Source organism: Psychrobacter proteolyticus (assembly GCF_038155145.1).
GTDB lineage: Bacteria > Pseudomonadota > Gammaproteobacteria > Pseudomonadales > Moraxellaceae > Psychrobacter > Psychrobacter proteolyticus_B.
Window position 1 is genome coordinate 19,712 of sequence record NZ_JBAKAY010000011.1, and the last position, 15,912, is coordinate 35,623.

The 15,912-nt window shown below is 43.6% G+C and carries 13 protein-coding genes; 7 read left to right on the plus strand and 6 right to left on the minus strand.

Annotated elements, in window-relative coordinates; all coding sequences use genetic code 11:
• Positions 1–3 precede the first annotated feature (3 nt).
• The 6 genes from benE to V6252_RS12520 all read left to right on the plus strand — a co-directional run bounded on the left by benE (position 4) and on the right by V6252_RS12520 (position 6,615).
• On the plus strand, positions 4–1,200 hold the full coding sequence (benE, locus tag V6252_RS12495; protein ID WP_341610656.1) for a benzoate/H(+) symporter BenE: 1,197 nt from the start codon (positions 4–6) through the stop codon (positions 1,198–1,200).
• A 115-nt stretch (positions 1,201–1,315) separates the two neighbouring features.
• Complete coding sequence (locus V6252_RS12500; protein ID WP_341610657.1) at positions 1,316–2,017, plus strand: 3-oxoacid CoA-transferase subunit A; 702 nt, start codon at positions 1,316–1,318, stop codon at positions 2,015–2,017.
• Between the two features lie 37 nt (positions 2,018–2,054).
• Positions 2,055–2,714, plus strand: a complete 660-nt coding sequence (locus tag V6252_RS12505) for a 3-oxoacid CoA-transferase subunit B (protein ID WP_341610658.1) — start codon at positions 2,055–2,057, stop codon at positions 2,712–2,714.
• Between the two features lie 50 nt (positions 2,715–2,764).
• Positions 2,765–3,997 (plus strand): 3-oxoadipyl-CoA thiolase, encoded by a 1,233-nt coding sequence (gene pcaF, locus V6252_RS12510; protein WP_341610659.1) that lies wholly within the window; start codon positions 2,765–2,767, stop codon positions 3,995–3,997.
• Between the two features lie 88 nt (positions 3,998–4,085).
• Positions 4,086–4,862 (plus strand): 3-oxoadipate enol-lactonase, encoded by a 777-nt coding sequence (gene pcaD / locus V6252_RS12515; protein ID WP_341610660.1) that lies wholly within the window; start codon positions 4,086–4,088, stop codon positions 4,860–4,862.
• Between the two features lie 391 nt (positions 4,863–5,253).
• Positions 5,254–6,615, plus strand: a complete 1,362-nt coding sequence (locus V6252_RS12520; protein ID WP_101204507.1) for an MFS transporter — start codon at positions 5,254–5,256, stop codon at positions 6,613–6,615.
• A 262-nt stretch (positions 6,616–6,877) separates the two neighbouring features.
• Here the strand turns inward: V6252_RS12520 and V6252_RS12525 are convergent, their stop codons facing one another.
• The 6 genes from V6252_RS12525 to V6252_RS12550 form a co-directional block, all read right to left on the minus strand.
• Positions 6,878–7,912 carry a hypothetical protein gene (locus V6252_RS12525; protein ID WP_341610661.1) on the minus strand — a complete coding sequence of 345 codons (1,035 nt, stop codon included), beginning with the start codon at positions 7,910–7,912 and terminating at the stop codon, positions 6,878–6,880.
• A gap of 158 nt (positions 7,913–8,070) precedes the next feature.
• Positions 8,071–8,556 (minus strand): thioesterase family protein, encoded by a 486-nt coding sequence (locus V6252_RS12530; protein ID WP_341610662.1) that lies wholly within the window; start codon positions 8,554–8,556, stop codon positions 8,071–8,073.
• A 166-nt stretch (positions 8,557–8,722) separates the two neighbouring features.
• Positions 8,723–10,411, minus strand: a complete 1,689-nt coding sequence (locus V6252_RS12535; protein WP_341610663.1) for a fatty acid--CoA ligase — start codon at positions 10,409–10,411, stop codon at positions 8,723–8,725.
• 169 nt (positions 10,412–10,580) lie between these two features.
• The gene (locus V6252_RS12540) at positions 10,581–11,783 is read right to left on the minus strand and encodes a 3-oxoadipyl-CoA thiolase (protein ID WP_341610664.1); all 1,203 of its coding nucleotides are present in this window, start codon (positions 11,781–11,783) and stop codon (positions 10,581–10,583) included.
• 72 nt (positions 11,784–11,855) lie between these two features.
• A complete protein-coding gene (locus tag V6252_RS12545) occupies positions 11,856–13,421 on the minus strand; it encodes a 3-hydroxyacyl-CoA dehydrogenase (protein WP_341610665.1) in 1,566 nt (521 codons plus the stop codon).
• Positions 13,422–13,552: 131 nt separating this feature from the next.
• Entirely contained in the window at positions 13,553–14,329 is a 777-nt protein-coding gene (locus V6252_RS12550; protein WP_341610666.1) for an enoyl-CoA hydratase, read from the minus strand.
• Between the two features lie 329 nt (positions 14,330–14,658).
• On the opposite strand from V6252_RS12550, the gene V6252_RS12555 reads away from it, so the two are divergent.
• Complete coding sequence (locus V6252_RS12555; protein WP_057759953.1) at positions 14,659–15,813, plus strand: acyl-CoA dehydrogenase family protein; 1,155 nt, start codon at positions 14,659–14,661, stop codon at positions 15,811–15,813.
• Positions 15,814–15,912 lie beyond the last annotated feature (99 nt).

Consider the following 15,912-nt stretch of genomic DNA (forward strand, 5'->3'; position numbering starts at 1 on the left):
AATATGGCAAACGTAATACACACATTGAAAGACGACTGGTCACTCTCTGCCACCGTGGCAGGTTTTTTGGCCGTACTGATCTCTTATGCTGGCCCCTTAATTATCTTTTTTCAGGCAGCACAAGCAGCGCAGGTGTCTGAAACGATGATGGCATCGTGGATCTGGGGAGTATCTATAGGTGCCGCTGTCTCAGGTATCTATTTATCCATTAAGTATAAAACCCCTATCATTACCGCTTGGTCAGCGCCTGGTACCGCACTACTGGTAACCGTCTTTCCGAATATGAGTATTAATGAAGCGATAGCCGCTTATATCGTATCAGCGATTGTGATTTTTTTAGTAGGCGCAACTGGATCTTTTGACAAAATTTTAAGATGGATTCCTAATGGTATCGCTGCCGGTATGATGGCAGGCATCCTGTTTCAATTTGGTTTAGAGTTATTTGTAGCAACTAATACGATGCCATTTATCGTGTTTAGCATGCTTGGCTGTTACTTAGTAGCCAGACGTTTCTCACCGCGCTATACCATGATTTGGGTACTGCTATGCGGTGTCATTTTAAGTGTTCTATTGGGTAAGATGAACCCTGTCGATATAGATTTAGCCATTACCATACCGACTGTGATATGGCCTGAGTGGACGTGGAATGCCGTATTCAACCTTGCGATTCCACTCATTCTTGTCAGCTTAACTGGACAGTTTTTACCCGGCATGGCGATTCTTAATCTTAATGGTTACGACACACCAGCTAAGCCTATCGTCAGTATTACAAGCCTCGCTTCGTTAGCAGTCACCTGTGTAGGGGGTATTACAATTGTCCTAGCAGCAATCACCGCAGCACTTTGTACTGGCAAGGATGCTCATGAATCAAAAGAGAAACGCTACATAGCAGGTGTGGCAAACGGTATTTTTTATCTGTTGGGGGGACTACTTGCCGGTAGTATCGTGATGGTATTTAGCTTGCTGCCCAAAGAGCTAGTCGCAGCATTAGCCGGTCTTGCACTTATCGGTGCTATTTCTACCAACGTTACTATAGCAATGAAAGATGACTCTCAAAGAGACGCAGCGCTTATCACTTTTTTAGCAACAGCATCTGGTATGAGTTTTCTAGGACTAAGCTCTGTTTTTTGGGGCATTCTTATCGGCATGGTTGCTTACTATATTTTAAGCAAAAAACGCTTATTACCTTTGTTTTCATAAGCAAAAATATACGTCATTTTTATCAATAGAACAGCCCAAACAACAAGACAGTCTCGAAGATGCATAAAACTTAAGTCTCGCAATACCTAATATTATTTTTGTATAGGACATAAACATGATTAATAAAGCTGAAAAAAATATCACGGATGTACTTAGCCAAATTAAAGATGGCGCCACTATTATGATTGGTGGTTTTGGAACTGCAGGGCAACCAGCTGAACTCATTGATGGCCTTATCAATTTAGGTGTTAAAGACCTTGTCATTATTAATAATAATGCTGGAAACGGTGATCATGGTCTTGCCAGATTATTAAAAACGGGCGCGGTACGTAAAATCATTTGCTCTTTTCCTCGGCAGTCAGACTCATGGGTATTCGATGAGCTTTATCATGCAGGAAAAGTTGATCTGGAATTAGTACCACAAGGTAATTTAGCTTGCCGTATTCAAGCGGCAGGCATGGGACTTGGGGCCGTATATACCCCAACAGGGTTCGGCACTCTACTCGCAGAAGGCAAAGAAACTCGTCATATCGATGGCAAAGACTATGTCTTGGAATATCCAATTAAAGCTGATTTCGCCTTAATAAAAGCAAACAAGGGTGATCGTTGGGGTAACTTAGTTTACCGAAAATCTGCACGTAACTTTGGTCCAATTATGGCAATGGCAGCTGACGTGACTATCGCTCAAGTCTCTCAAACAGTTGATCTTGGTGAGCTTGATCCTGAGCACGTTATTACACCAGGCATTTTTGTGCAGCACGTGGTGCAAGTCCAAACTGCTAGCGCTAGTACTGAACTTTCTGATACTGCAGCTTAGCCACCGCTAAATACTGCCAATTATAAGGAGCGTCATCATGAGCCATACCTCTTACACCGTTTTGACCCGTGACCAAATAGCCGAACGGGCTGCACAAGACATTCCAGATGGAGCCTATGTCAACTTAGGCATCGGCCTACCGACCAAAATCGCACAATACTTATCTAATGATAAAGACGTATTTTTGCACTCAGAAAACGGCTTATTAGCTTTTGGTCCATCACCTGCCAAAGGTGAAGAAGATCCCGAACTGATTAATGCTGGAAAGGAGTACGTTACTATGCTCGATGGCGGTAGCTACTTTCATCATGGTGACTCTTTTGCCATGATGCGCGGTGGCCATATCGACATTTGCGTGTTGGGTGCGTTTCAAGTAGCTGCTAATGGTGATTTAGCCAATTGGAGTACTGGTGCAGAGGATGCGATACCCGCTGTTGGAGGTGCTATGGACTTAGCCGTCGGCGCTAAAAAAGTCTTTGTAATGACCAATCACATCACCAAAACTGGGGATCCTAAAATCGTCAGCGAACTTACCTACCCTGTGACTGGGAAAAATTGTGTAGATCGGATTTATACCGACCTATGCGTCATTGATGTCACTGACAAAGGACTGCTAGTCACTGAAATGGTCGATGATATGAGCTTTTTGGACTTGCAAGCATTGACTGGTGCAACGCTAATTGACGCTACTCAATAAAAAACCCTCTTACTAAAAGCCTAGAACAATTAAAACTCAGGATAATCACCATGATTGATTCAATCACTAGTTTAAATAATGCTTATATTATCGACGCCATTCGTACCCCTTTTGGTCGTTACGGCGGCGGTCTAGCACCTGTACGTGCAGACGATTTAGGTGCTATCCCTATCAAGGCGCTAATCGAACGTAATACTAATGTCGATTGGGTAAAAGTAGATGACGTCATCTATGGCTGTGCTAACCAAAGCGGTGAAGACAACCGCAATGTTGGACGTATGTCCTCATTGCTAGCCGGCCTACCTTATCAAGTGCCTGCAACTACTGTTAATCGCTTGTGCGGCTCGTCGATGGATGCGTTAGCGATAGCTGCGCGTGCAATTAAAGCCGGTGAAGCTCATCTAATTATTGCAGGCGGCGTTGAGAGTATGAGCCGTGCGCCATTTGTGATGGGTAAGTCAGATAAATCCTTTGGTCGTAGCCAAAATCTTGAAGATACCACTATGGGTTGGCGCTTTATCAATCCAAAAATTGATGAGCTATATGGCACAGAAACCATGCCTCAAACGGCTGAAAATGTTGCAGAGCAATTCAATATCAATCGTGCTGACCAAGATGCATTTGCATTACGTAGCCAACAACGTACTAAAGCGGCGCAAGAGTCAGGATTTTTCAAGGATGAGATTACTCCTGTCGTCATCCCCCAACGTAAAGGCGAGCCTGTCACCATCGATACTGATGAGCATCCTCGTGCTGATACTACACTTGAAAAATTGACCAAATTACGCCCTATCGTCACCGTAGGTGGCACCGTAACCGCTGGAAATGCTTCTGGAATCAATGATGGCGCAGCAGCCTTCTTAATAGCGTCAGAGCAAGCGGTTAAAAAATTCAATTTGAAGCCGCGTGCACGTATCGTGGCCTCAACTACGGTAGGCGTTGAGCCATGTATTATGGGCTTTGCCCCAGCACCCGCAATGAAAAAACTGCTTAAGCAAACAGGACTAACGCTTGATGATATGGATGTCATTGAATTAAACGAAGCCTTTGCTGCGCAAGCTCTAGCTTGTACGCGTGACTTGGAGCTAGCTGATGATAGCGAGCGCGTCAACCCTAACGGCGGTGCGATTGCCCTTGGTCATCCACTCGGCGCATCAGGTGCACGTTTGATCTTAACCGCTCTCAACCAGCTTGAAAAAACGAGTAAGCGTTATGCAATCTGCTCAATGTGTATTGGTGTTGGACAAGGCATCGCAATAATTATTGAACATGTTGAGAGCTGATTAATCGTTCAAAATAAAATAGACACCCAGCTTAATAAGTCAAAAAGAAGACCTTAATCACCCGACAGTTAACACAAGGACGTTCATCATGCCTGTACTTGAAAATAAAGTTGTCACGCTAAACTATGCCACCTTTGGCGATAGCAGCAACCCTGCCCTAATATTCTCCAACTCTTTAGGTACTAGCTATCATATGTGGCAACCACAAATCGATACCTTACAAGCCGATTACTTTATCATCTGCTATGACACTCGTGGCCATGGTAAGTCATCAGCACCCAGAGGTCCTTATAATTTAAACCAGCTTGGGCAAGATGTGATTGATTTGTTAGATCACCTGCATCTTGATAAGGTATTTTTTTGTGGCATTTCTATGGGCGGCATAACAGGTCAATGGTTGGCTATTAATCACCCTGAGCGCTTCCACCACTTGATGTTATGTAATACCGCCGCGAAAATTGGTAACGAAATAGCATGGACGGAGCGTGCAAAATTGGTACGTGAGCAAGGTCTAGCTCCTATCGCGGCTACAGCTGCTCCGCGTTGGTTCACAGCAGATTTTATCGATCATTACCCAGATGTAGTCACGGCATTGTCTAGCGCTCTTGCGGCTGGCAGTGCCGAGGGCTACGCAAGCTGCTGCGAGGCGTTATCTATCGCTGATACTCGCAAACAGTTAAAAGATATTCGTGTACCAATTACAGTGTTAGCAGGCGCTGAAGACCCGGTGACGACCTTTGCCGATGGCCAATATATGGTCGACCATATACCTAACGCTAAGCTCGCCACTATCGATGCCTCGCATATCTCAAATATTGAACAACCTGAAGCATTTAATGAGTATGTTAGATACTACCTGCAATAACGCCAATAAATGCTTTTAAAAACACATTCATTAGCGTTAATTAATTGGGCTAATTTTATCTATTTATCTTATATTTTTAATCATCTATATATTTTTTTAGTATATGGATGATTTTCTGCGTATTCAGTATTTTCATAATAGAAATTAATGAAACTTCTTGGCGTTAATTGTCTTACACACACTCACTGCAAGCATCATTCTTAGTATCTCATACTTGATAAGAGTACCGACTACTCTAATAAAGATAAAAGTCAACATTATTTCAATAGAATGTTATATAGAAAGATATACCTTTTAGGTATCGATTGATACCTAGATAGTTTTTGACTTAGCACCTGTAAAACCCTAACTTGTAAAGCACGTATAAGGATATCATCAACGGAGAATATGAATGGAATCTCAAACCTTAAACATCAATAAAGTTATTGATGAAGCCAAATTTTCACCTTTTCATTGGAAAGTCCTATTTTGGTGCTTACTGATTATTATCTTTGACGGCTACGACCTCATTATTTATGGCGTGGCCCTGCCATTGCTTATGGAAGAGTGGTCATTGACTTCGGTACAAGCAGGTTTTCTTGCTAGCGCAGCACTATTCGGCATGATGTTTGGTGCCATGATTTTTGGTACTTTATCTGACAAAATCGGTCGTAAAAAAACAATTATGATCTGTGTCGCTCTATTCAGTAGCTTTACTTTTTTTGGTGCTTTCGCTAGTGGGCCTATGCAGTTTGCGGCTTTACGCTTCATTGCAGGTCTAGGTATTGGCGGCGTGATGCCAATCTGCGTAGCACTAACATCTGAATACGCACCTAAACGTATGCGTAGTACTTTAGTCGCTATTATGTTCAGCGGTTATGCAATTGGTGGTATGACGTCAGCATTATTAGGATCTTTTTTGGTGCTAGATTTTGGCTGGGAAATTATGTTTTATATTGCGGGCATCCCTACTTTACTATTGCCAATTATCTGGAAGATGCTACCTGAATCCTTGATGTATTTGGTCAAAGAAAAGCGAGAAGACGAAGCTAAAAATATCGTTCAAAAATTGGCTCCTCAAGAAAAAGTCACACCCTCTACTACGTTAGTACTAGACGAACCCACCAAAGGTGATGATGCACCAATTAAAGCGTTATTTCTGAACAGACGTGGATTCACTACTATTATGTTTTGGGTAGCATTTTTTATGTGTTTGCTGATGGTTTACGCTTTAGCAAGCTGGTTACCAAAGCTAATGATTCAAGCCGGTTACTCGCTAGGTGCTAGTATGTTATTTCTATTTGCACTTAATATTGGTGGGATGATTGGGGCTATTGGTGGTGGTGTCCTAGCTGATAAATTCCATTTAAAACCTGTATTGACTATTATGTTTGTCGCTGGGGCAATAGCATTAATTTTGCTTGGCTACAACAGTCCTCAGATTGTACTATATACGCTTATTGCGATTGCAGGTGCTACAACCATCGGCTCACAAATTCTGCTCTATACTTTTGTGGCTCAATATTATCCTACCGCTGTACGTACGACTGCTATGGGTTGGGCGTCAGGGATTGGACGTATTGGTGCTATCGTAGGTCCTATTCTAACTGGTGCGCTACTCACCTTAGAGCTGACCCATCAGATGAACTTCTTATTTATCGCTATACCAGGTATTATCGCAGCCATCGCTATCTTCTTAGTAAATCTGAGCGCAGCGGTCGACAGCAAAGAAAGCAAACTGCAACCAACAAGATTAGATACTTCAGCAGCGTAAAAGTAATATTGACTTTAAAAAATCGTATTACTGTTATCGTAGAAAACACATAGTACATTATCTTTTTATAAACTAATATAACTGGCGTTTCGACCCCGACAATTGCAACGTCAGTTATATTTATAAGAGAATTCCTAGCATATATTCTAATACTTGAATAACATGATAAGTATTGATAAAAAATAATGAATCAAGATAATATATCCCCACTATAACTATGGAAATGCGCCATCGTATCGCTTACTTCTCTAAACACTTCAACTCAAAAATCATATTTTGCCATTATTTCAATTTGCTGACCTGCTGGCATCCATGGGAATGTCGTTACGTCCTGATTTCTCCACTCAATACCCAAATCTAAATCTGGTAAATACTCATAGATAAGATTTGCGCTTTTTACATTAGCAGAAGTATCTGCCGCATCGTCTACATTTACCTCACCATAACGCAAGTTGCCGCGCAGCTTTTGAGTAAATTGATGCTTATATCCTACGCTATAGCCAGTTTGCGAGATAAGCTTCCCATCCTCGGCATCACAGTCTACGCCGCCATTCATAACTAGCGGTCCTCCAACACAGATGGCAGAATAAGCACCCATGCCTTTACCATTGTATATACTGGCATGGAGTGAATCTTTACTCAATGTCAGCTTGCCCGCTAAAGAAACACCGATACCCACATCTGAACCATCTCCGTTCTCAGCATCACGAGCTGTGACAGCCACGTTATAATCAAAGTTAGATATCTTATCTTTATAGCTGACCACCATATCAGGTAAGCTCGCATTATCATAAACAGGATCTTGCGCCGTAAAACGCAGCCCCTTATAAGTATAGTGCAACGTCAAATCTGGACGAATATAAGAGCCTCCACCAGAGGCCGTGCCCAAACCAGTACCCCAGAAGTCAAGCTGCTCCGTAGAAAGAGGCGCTACTGCCAAAAACTGACCATTCCAAGTCTTACCCACTGTCAAATCATCAACCTGAACATAAGCATGACGCAAGCGCAGATTTGAGCCGCCCTTGGCGTAATCGCCATAAAAATCACCTTCGATAAACCCCGTGAGTTTTTTATCATCTACCGACTTGGTCGTTTTAACATTAATACGAGACTGGCGTAAATTGCCCTTAAATTCCGACTCGCCTTCATCAGGAGAGTTAAAAGCACCTTCTGCTTTGATGTAACCACCGATACTCAAAGTCGTGTCGCCTGTTGTCACAAGATCTATTGCTTGTGCAGATACGCATGTTACAACCGTAGCAAAACCTACAGATAGCCTTTTTATATAAAGCATCATTCATTTATTCCCTGTTTTATGTTGATATCCTTATCAATCCCAATTGCTACTACGTTTTCTTTAATCCATAAAAATAAATAATCCTTTTAGATGAAAACCAACTGCTACTTAATAACTACTGTTCAATTAAAAACCCCAATCAGAATTTGACCGATGTATTATGTTTTAGGCTGATGTTTGATATTCTCCAAAGCAGAAATCGCTTCTTTTTGCGACTCATCGATAGGCTTTTTCTGCCCACTCAACTTATCAAGATAGACCAATACCGACTCACCGATCGCAACGACTGTTTTCTGCACTGTACTATAATAGGTATATTCATGAATCAGACTTGAATTACCGATTTTTTTGACCTTGACGCCAATCCATAACTCATCGGGATAAGCAACCGATTTGAGATATCGACATGACGAGGCTGCCATCACCGAAGACGTCTGTTCGTTAAATAAACCAAGCCGCCTATTGTAGTAGATACGAGCATTTTGAGCATATTCGTAATAAACCACATTATTGACATGACCAAAGGAGTCCATATCACCCCATTCCACTTGCTGAGGGTAGATAACCGTAAAGTCATGCAATGGGTGATTGTCGTCACTTGCGACAATCTCTTGTATTTCTGGGAACGTAGGCGCAGCTTCCATAGTTTTTCTCTTTTTATTAGACAGGTTCTGTTATATATAATGAATATGACTCAAGATGTTCGTGGTTCACACACACCTTCCCCTTCCCTAGCATTTAGTCAGACACTAGGGAGATGTAGGTTTTTTCTATTATTAGAGTCACTATGATGGTAACAAGGTTGTTCGGTTAGATTAAATGTTCTGAGTACATCGACCGCATGCGTTTTTTATCGAGTTTTCCGACGCTGGTTTTTGGCATGTCTGTTAGAAACCTCACTTCATTTGGTACACCGTATTTTGGCAGATGACCTCTCTCTACTGCTTGATGACCCAATGCCAAAATATCTTCCATTTTTGTGTCGACATGGTCTGGTTTTAGCACGATCAACGCCAAGGGACGCTCACCCCAACGCTCATCTGGCACACCAATCACCGCGATATCAGCGACGCTAGGATGAAAGGACAAAATGGTTTCGACTTCAAGTGAAGATACCCATTCGCCGCCAGATTTAATGACATCTTTGAGCCTGTCTGTAATGCTTAGCGTGCCATCAGCGGTCATACAGGCGATGTCTTGAGTATGCATCCAGCCGCCTTTCCATAACTCATTACCTGCGTCAGGATTTTTAAAATAGCTTTGGGTCAACCACGGCGCGCGTATCACAAGCTCGCCTGTCGATTTGCCATCCATGGGTTGTGGTTTACCATTTTCATCCCAGATTTCCATCGACACTAACATAACAGGTGAACCTGACAGACAGCGATAATTCAGATTATCCTCTAGCGTCATCGACTCTGTCTTGTCATCAAATACCGCTCGAGACAGTACAGGGCACGATTCTGACATCCCAAACCCTGACATAAACTCGATACCGCACTCGATAGCTGCTTTAGCCAAGCCCTCATTGAGCTTTGAGCCCCCTAGTAACAGTTTAAGATTTTCGAATTTGCGACCGCGTTCTGCCATTTCTTTGAGAAGCATCTGCAATATTGCTGGGACACCATGTGATAGCGTGACTTTGTGCTGCTCAATCAAGTCAACCAATTTTGGTGCCAGATATCTCCCGGGATATACTTGCTTGAGCCCTATCATGGTAGCGCCATACGGCCAGCACCACGCATGTACATGAAACAAAGGCGTCATTGGCATATAGACATCGTTGTAGCGCGCGCCTTGACCTTCGGCGTTGAGGGCTGACGCCAAGGTACTTGCCATCGTCTGTAGTACTATCTGGCGATGAGTAAAGAAAACCCCTTTTGGATCGCCTGTCGTACCACTGGTATAGAATGTCGTAGCGATGGTGTTTTCATCAAAATCTGGGAAGTCAAACTCATCACTAGCGGCGGCTAATAGCGCCTCATATTCGCCATCGACATAGTCTGGCAGCTCAGCTTTCTCACCACCTACTTTGTCACCCTCTGCATCATCAGCCCACATCACATGCTCGATAGAAGGCGCATCGTCACGATAATCTTTAATCATCGGCGCAAATTCAGCATTCAACAATAAGGCTTTTGGTGCAGCATGGTTGACGGTATATAGCACTTTTTCTTCAGATAAACGTACATTAACGGTTTGCAAAATCATGCCCGACATTGGTACTGCAAAGTAGGCCTCAAGGTAACGATGACTGTCCCAATCCATGACCGCGACCACATCACCTGCCTGCAAGCCCATATTTTTTAATACATTGGCCAAGCGGTTAATACGCTTAAAAAACTCAGCATAGGTATAAGTAACTTTGTCCGCATAGCTGATGGTTTGGTTGGTAGAGGCGATTTTGGCGCGGTTTAGTAGTTGTTTTATAATTAACGGGAACCCATACGCTTCTTCTGCTTGATGGTAGTTATCGTGTTCGTTGAGTATGGTTGTCATGGTATCTTCCTTGATAATAAATTGTCCTTGATATAGTCAATTCTCTATAAAAGAGTGACAGCGTTAACCTCACTTGAAGTATCACAGTTACATCTGCGATCGGTTGCCTTATTTCTCTTCTAAACTGAATCAACCATAGTCAGTAATGGGGCGAGCTTGCTTTTGAGTCTTAGACGCGTTCTATCACCATGGCAAGCCCTTGCCCAATACCAATACACAAGCTGACCACGGCATATTTGCCACCTGTGCGCTGTAGCTCTCGAGCGGTACTCAAGGCAATTCTTGCACCAGATGCGCCAAGCGGATGGCCAACAGCGATGGCGCCACCATTGGGATTGACACGCTTATCATCAGAATCAATATCCAACCCTTTTAGACAACCCAGTACCTGTGAGGCAAATGCTTCATTAATCTCAATGACAGACATATCCTCGAGGGTCAAATCAGCACGCTTTAGTGCTAGCTTAATTGCTTCAACAGGACCCACGCCCATGATATTGGGTTCAACACCCATTGCACCTGATGATAGGATCTTGGCAATCGGTTTAAAGCCTAGCTTTTTCTCTGCTTGCTTTGAGCCAATGATGAGCGCGGCAGCACCATCGTTGATGCCAGAGGCATTACCTGCGGTGACGATTCCATCTTTATTTAACGGTTTGAGCTTTTGTAGTGCTTCAATATTAGAGCTGGCACGAGGATGCTCATCTTCCGTGACTATTTTTGCAGGCAATTTCTTACCTTGGGGTACGGTGATAGGTGTTATCTCATCGTCAAAAAACCCTGCTTGCTTGGCAGCTTGGTACTTGGCTTGTGATGCTGCTGCAAACTTATCGGCTTCCTCGCGCGTAATACCATACTTCTGCGCAACATTATCGCCTGTCTGCGGCATGGTATCACTGCCGAACTGCTCAATAATTTTTGGGTTGGGGAAACGGCTACCAATGGTCGTATCAAATACTTTGAAGTCACGGCTAAAAGGCTGTTCTGTCTTGGCAAATACAAACGGTGCACGCGTCATCGACTCGACCCCACCCGCTAAAATAATATCCCCTTCGTTACACGTAATACTGCGTGCAGCATCGACCACAGTAGACAGACCTGACGCACATAGACGGTTGACTGTCTGACCTGGCGTGGTGACATCCAGTCCTGCTAACAAAGCCGCGTTACGTGCGATATTGCGAGAGTCCTCACCCGCTTGGTTGGCACTGCCTAGCAACACTTCATCAAAGATATCAGCAGATAGTTGGTGCTTTTCGACCAACGCTTTCATCACGGTGGCGACCAAATCATCAGCACGTACGGTTGCTAATGCGCCAACATATCGACCAAAAGGACTTCTTAATCCATCATAAATATAGGCATCTAACATAACGTTTCCTTGTCGTATTTCTAACTGTGAATAATAAATTTATGGTTTAGCAATATTGCTGTGTCGTCAATATTAGTAAGTGTTTTGCTGAGTAAACAATGACATGTCAAGCTTGGCTCGGCGTTGCAGCCAAGGGCTTGGACGATAACGTGGGTCACCTGTGAGCGCATAGATACGTTCTAAAATGAGCAATACACGTGAGGCCCCAAGATGGTCGCCCCAAGAGATAGGACCATATGGATAACCTAGCCCAAGCTTGACGGCATTATCGATGTCTTCAGGTGAAGCAATCCCTTGCATAGCAATGTCACAACCAAGGTTAATCACCATAGCGACCACACGTTGTGCTACAAAGCCCACGCTTTCGGCAATCAGCGTGGCACCGACCATAGGCTGTGTGGTTGCCTCACTGGCAGCCAAGCCCTTACTGAATAATGCATAAGCTTGTGCGACAAATGTTTCCTGCGTGACGAGACTTGGCATCAAAGTACGATGCTTTGCTAGTCCAGTGAGCATATCAATGGCAACGGCTTGCTTAGGATTAACTTGATAACGAATGGCAGCATTGGTCGTATCTTCACCATAGGGTGCGAGCAGCACCAAACTATCAGGGTTTGGCTTGTCGTTGTCGTCGATAGCGACACCCTGAGACTTTAGGTAATCGACCAGCTGAGTTTTGTCTTCTACCAGATCAGCGCCAACCCAAACTGAGGTAATAACGGCATCAGATATGAGTGCTTCGGACGACTGATCTTGAGCAGTGGCCGTTGACAACTTCTGACCGTTTTCATAGTGATAAAACCCTGCACCAACCTTACGACCAAGCTTTTTACCTACTAGCATTTGACGGGTCAATGGATGCGGACGATAGCGCGCTTCGTGATAGAACTGATTGTAAATCGACTCCATCACGGGGTGCGACACATCGATACCAGTGAGGTCTAACAGCTCAAACGGCCCCATGCGAAATCCTGCGCCTTCACGCAAAATTCGGTCAATACTCTCAAACGTGGTTACCCCTTCACCCAATATCTTTAACGCTTCTGTACCGTACGCTCTACCGCCATGATTGACGATAAAACCCGGTGTGTCTTTTGCTACCACGCCTAGATGACCCATACGTTTGGCCAAATCGGAGAGAACGTCAATCACTGATTGCTGAGTAGACAGACCTGGAATGACCTCTACAATTTTCATTAAAGGGACTGGATTAAAGAAGTGAAATCCTGCCACGCGCTCCGGATGATCGCAGTCAGCAGCAATTGCTGTCACTGATAAGGAGGAGGTATTGGTCGCCAAAATAGTATCGGCAGTGACCACACCTTCTAACTGGGCAAAAAGTTGTTTTTTGATGTCTAGATTTTCGATAATGGCTTCAACTACTATCTCAGCAGTCGCAATTTGGCTAAGCTCTTGTAGCACCGTCAAATTACTTAAAATATCCTGTAGTTGCTCATCAGTAAACTTACCTTTAGCAGTGAGTTTTTCGAGGGTACTTTGCAAGGATTGTCGTCCTTGTTCAGCAGCGCCTGATTTGGCGTCATATAAAAGTACTTGGATACCAGCTTGAGCAGCAATTTGAGCAATACCCATGCCCATAATACCAGTGCCGATAATGGCAATTGTGTTCACAGTCATAATAACTCTCTACATAGTTTGCTATGAAATTTCGGTTCAAAGGTGATAACTTGCTTCAAAAGCGATCACAATGTGGCTTTGAATTCACGTGCTTATGAATTCACATGCTGATGAATTAACGCGGCTAGGAATTAGTGCCCTTTGTACTCTGCAGGACGCTTTTCCAAGAAGGCTTTAGCGCCTTCTTTTTGGTCATGAGTATTGAACAAAATCTGGAAAGCCTTACGCTCTAGAGCCAACGCACCTTCTAAAGGCATATCAACACCTAGATTTGCCACTTCTTTGATTTGCGCTAAGGCAATGGGAGAGTAATGTGATAGCTGCTCAGCAATCTCAATGGCGCGTGTGATAGTAGCCTCATCTTTAACGACTTCAGATACCAGCCCCATTGTGTCCGCCTCATCAGCTCTGATCATATCGCCCGTTAGTACCATTTTCATGGCCTTATGTTTGCCAATCGCGCGAAACAAACGCTGCGTTCCGCCAGCACCTGGCATGAGTCCTATCTTGATTTCGGGTTGACCAAATTTGGCAGACTTGCCTGCGATGATGATGTCAGCATGCATGGCCAACTCACAGCCACCGCCCAGAGCGTAACCATTGACGGCAGCAATAATAGGTTTTTGGCAGTTAGTAATGGCATCCCAATAGCGCTCACTATGACGCAGGTACATATCCACTGTACTTGTAGTCAAGAAATCGTTGATATCCGCACCAGCGGCAAACACCTTGTCACCACCAGTAAGGACGATCGCTTTGGTTTGTGGGTCATCATTTAATTGAATGAACAGGTCTGCCATTTGCTGACGTAGCTCACTGTTTAGTGCATTGCGCACTTTAGGGCGATTAAGTCTAACGACACTCACGCCCTCTCCTTTTTTCTCACAAATAATGAGCGGCTCTTCCATGATCGACTCCTCAAACTTCATTCTTGTATAAAGTATAAATACCCTAACAAAGCATTTATTGTGGATATTAAATATCGCTATGCGGTATTTAATATCAATATATACTGTTTATTTTGGTTTGTGAAGCATAAAAATTTGATAAATTAGAATAAATTTAAAATAAAAAGTTATATTCAATTATATAAATACCGCAATGCGGTTTTTTAAACCAAAACTATTGTAATTTAATAATTCATCGATTATGCTGTTTATCCAAGGACTTCACATTATTTAGTACTGTCACAGAGCTGATATTGATATCAGGCATCAATCAAACAAGGAAGATTCATATGATTAGAGATAAAGAGACCCTCGACCACATCACTCAAACCATTCGTAACTTCGTTAACGATCAACTTGTCCCTATGGAACATTGGGTTGCCGAAAATGACCGCCTTCCAGAAGAGATCATTGAGCAAATGCGAGAATTAGGGCTTTTTGGACTGACCATACCCGAAGAGTACGGCGGACTTGGTGTCACTATGGAAGAAGAAGTCACGTTGGCATTTGAGTTAGGACGTACCTCTCCTGCGTTTCGTTCATTAATAGGGACAAATAATGGTATTGGCTCATCTGGCCTAGTAATTGATGGCACTGAAGCACAAAAGCAGAAGTATCTACCTCGGTTGGCCAGTGGTGAAATCATCGGTTCGTTCTGTTTGACTGAGCCGGAGTCAGGCTCAGATGCCGCCTCATTGAAAACAACCGCTATTAAGGATGGTGATACTTATATCATTAATGGCACCAAACGTTATATCACCAATGCCCCGCAGGCTGGTGTATTCACTGTCATGGCACGCACCGATCCACAGAACAAACGCTCTGGCGGTATTTCAGCATTTATTGTCGAAAGCGACACGCCTGGTATTACTTTGGGCAAAATTGATAAAAAAATGGGCCAAAAAGGCGCGCATACCTGTGATGTGATCTTTGATAATTGCGTCGTACCGGCGGATGCACTCATCGGCGGAGTTGAGGGGGTTGGCTTTAAAACGGCCATGAAAGTTCTTGATAAAGGGCGCTTGCATATTGCGGCAGCCAGTACTGGAGCCGCCACACGCATGCTGAATGATGCACTCAATTATGCTGTCGAGCGTAAGCAATTTGGTCAACCAATTGCTAGTTTTCAGCTTATCCAAGGTATGCTCGCTGACTCAAAAGCAGAAATCTATGCCGCTAAATCAATGGTGTTAGACGCTGCACGTTTGCGTGACGAAGGCAAAGACGTCGTTACCGAATCCTCATGCGCCAAAATGTTTGCCACTGAGATGTGTGGCCGTGTTGCTGATAGAGCGGTACAAATTCATGGCGGTGCCGGTTATATCGCAGACTACGGTATTGAACGTTTTTATCGTGATGTACGTCTATATCGTTTGTATGAAGGTACCACGCAAATTCAGCAAGTCATCATTGCCCGCAATATGATTAAAGAAGCCAGCGAGTAATCCTTACCACTTTTTCATCCACCAGAATGCACGGCGGTATTTGCTAGGATGCTGATACCGTTCCCTTCTATTTTTACCACTACGCATCAAATTAGTTTT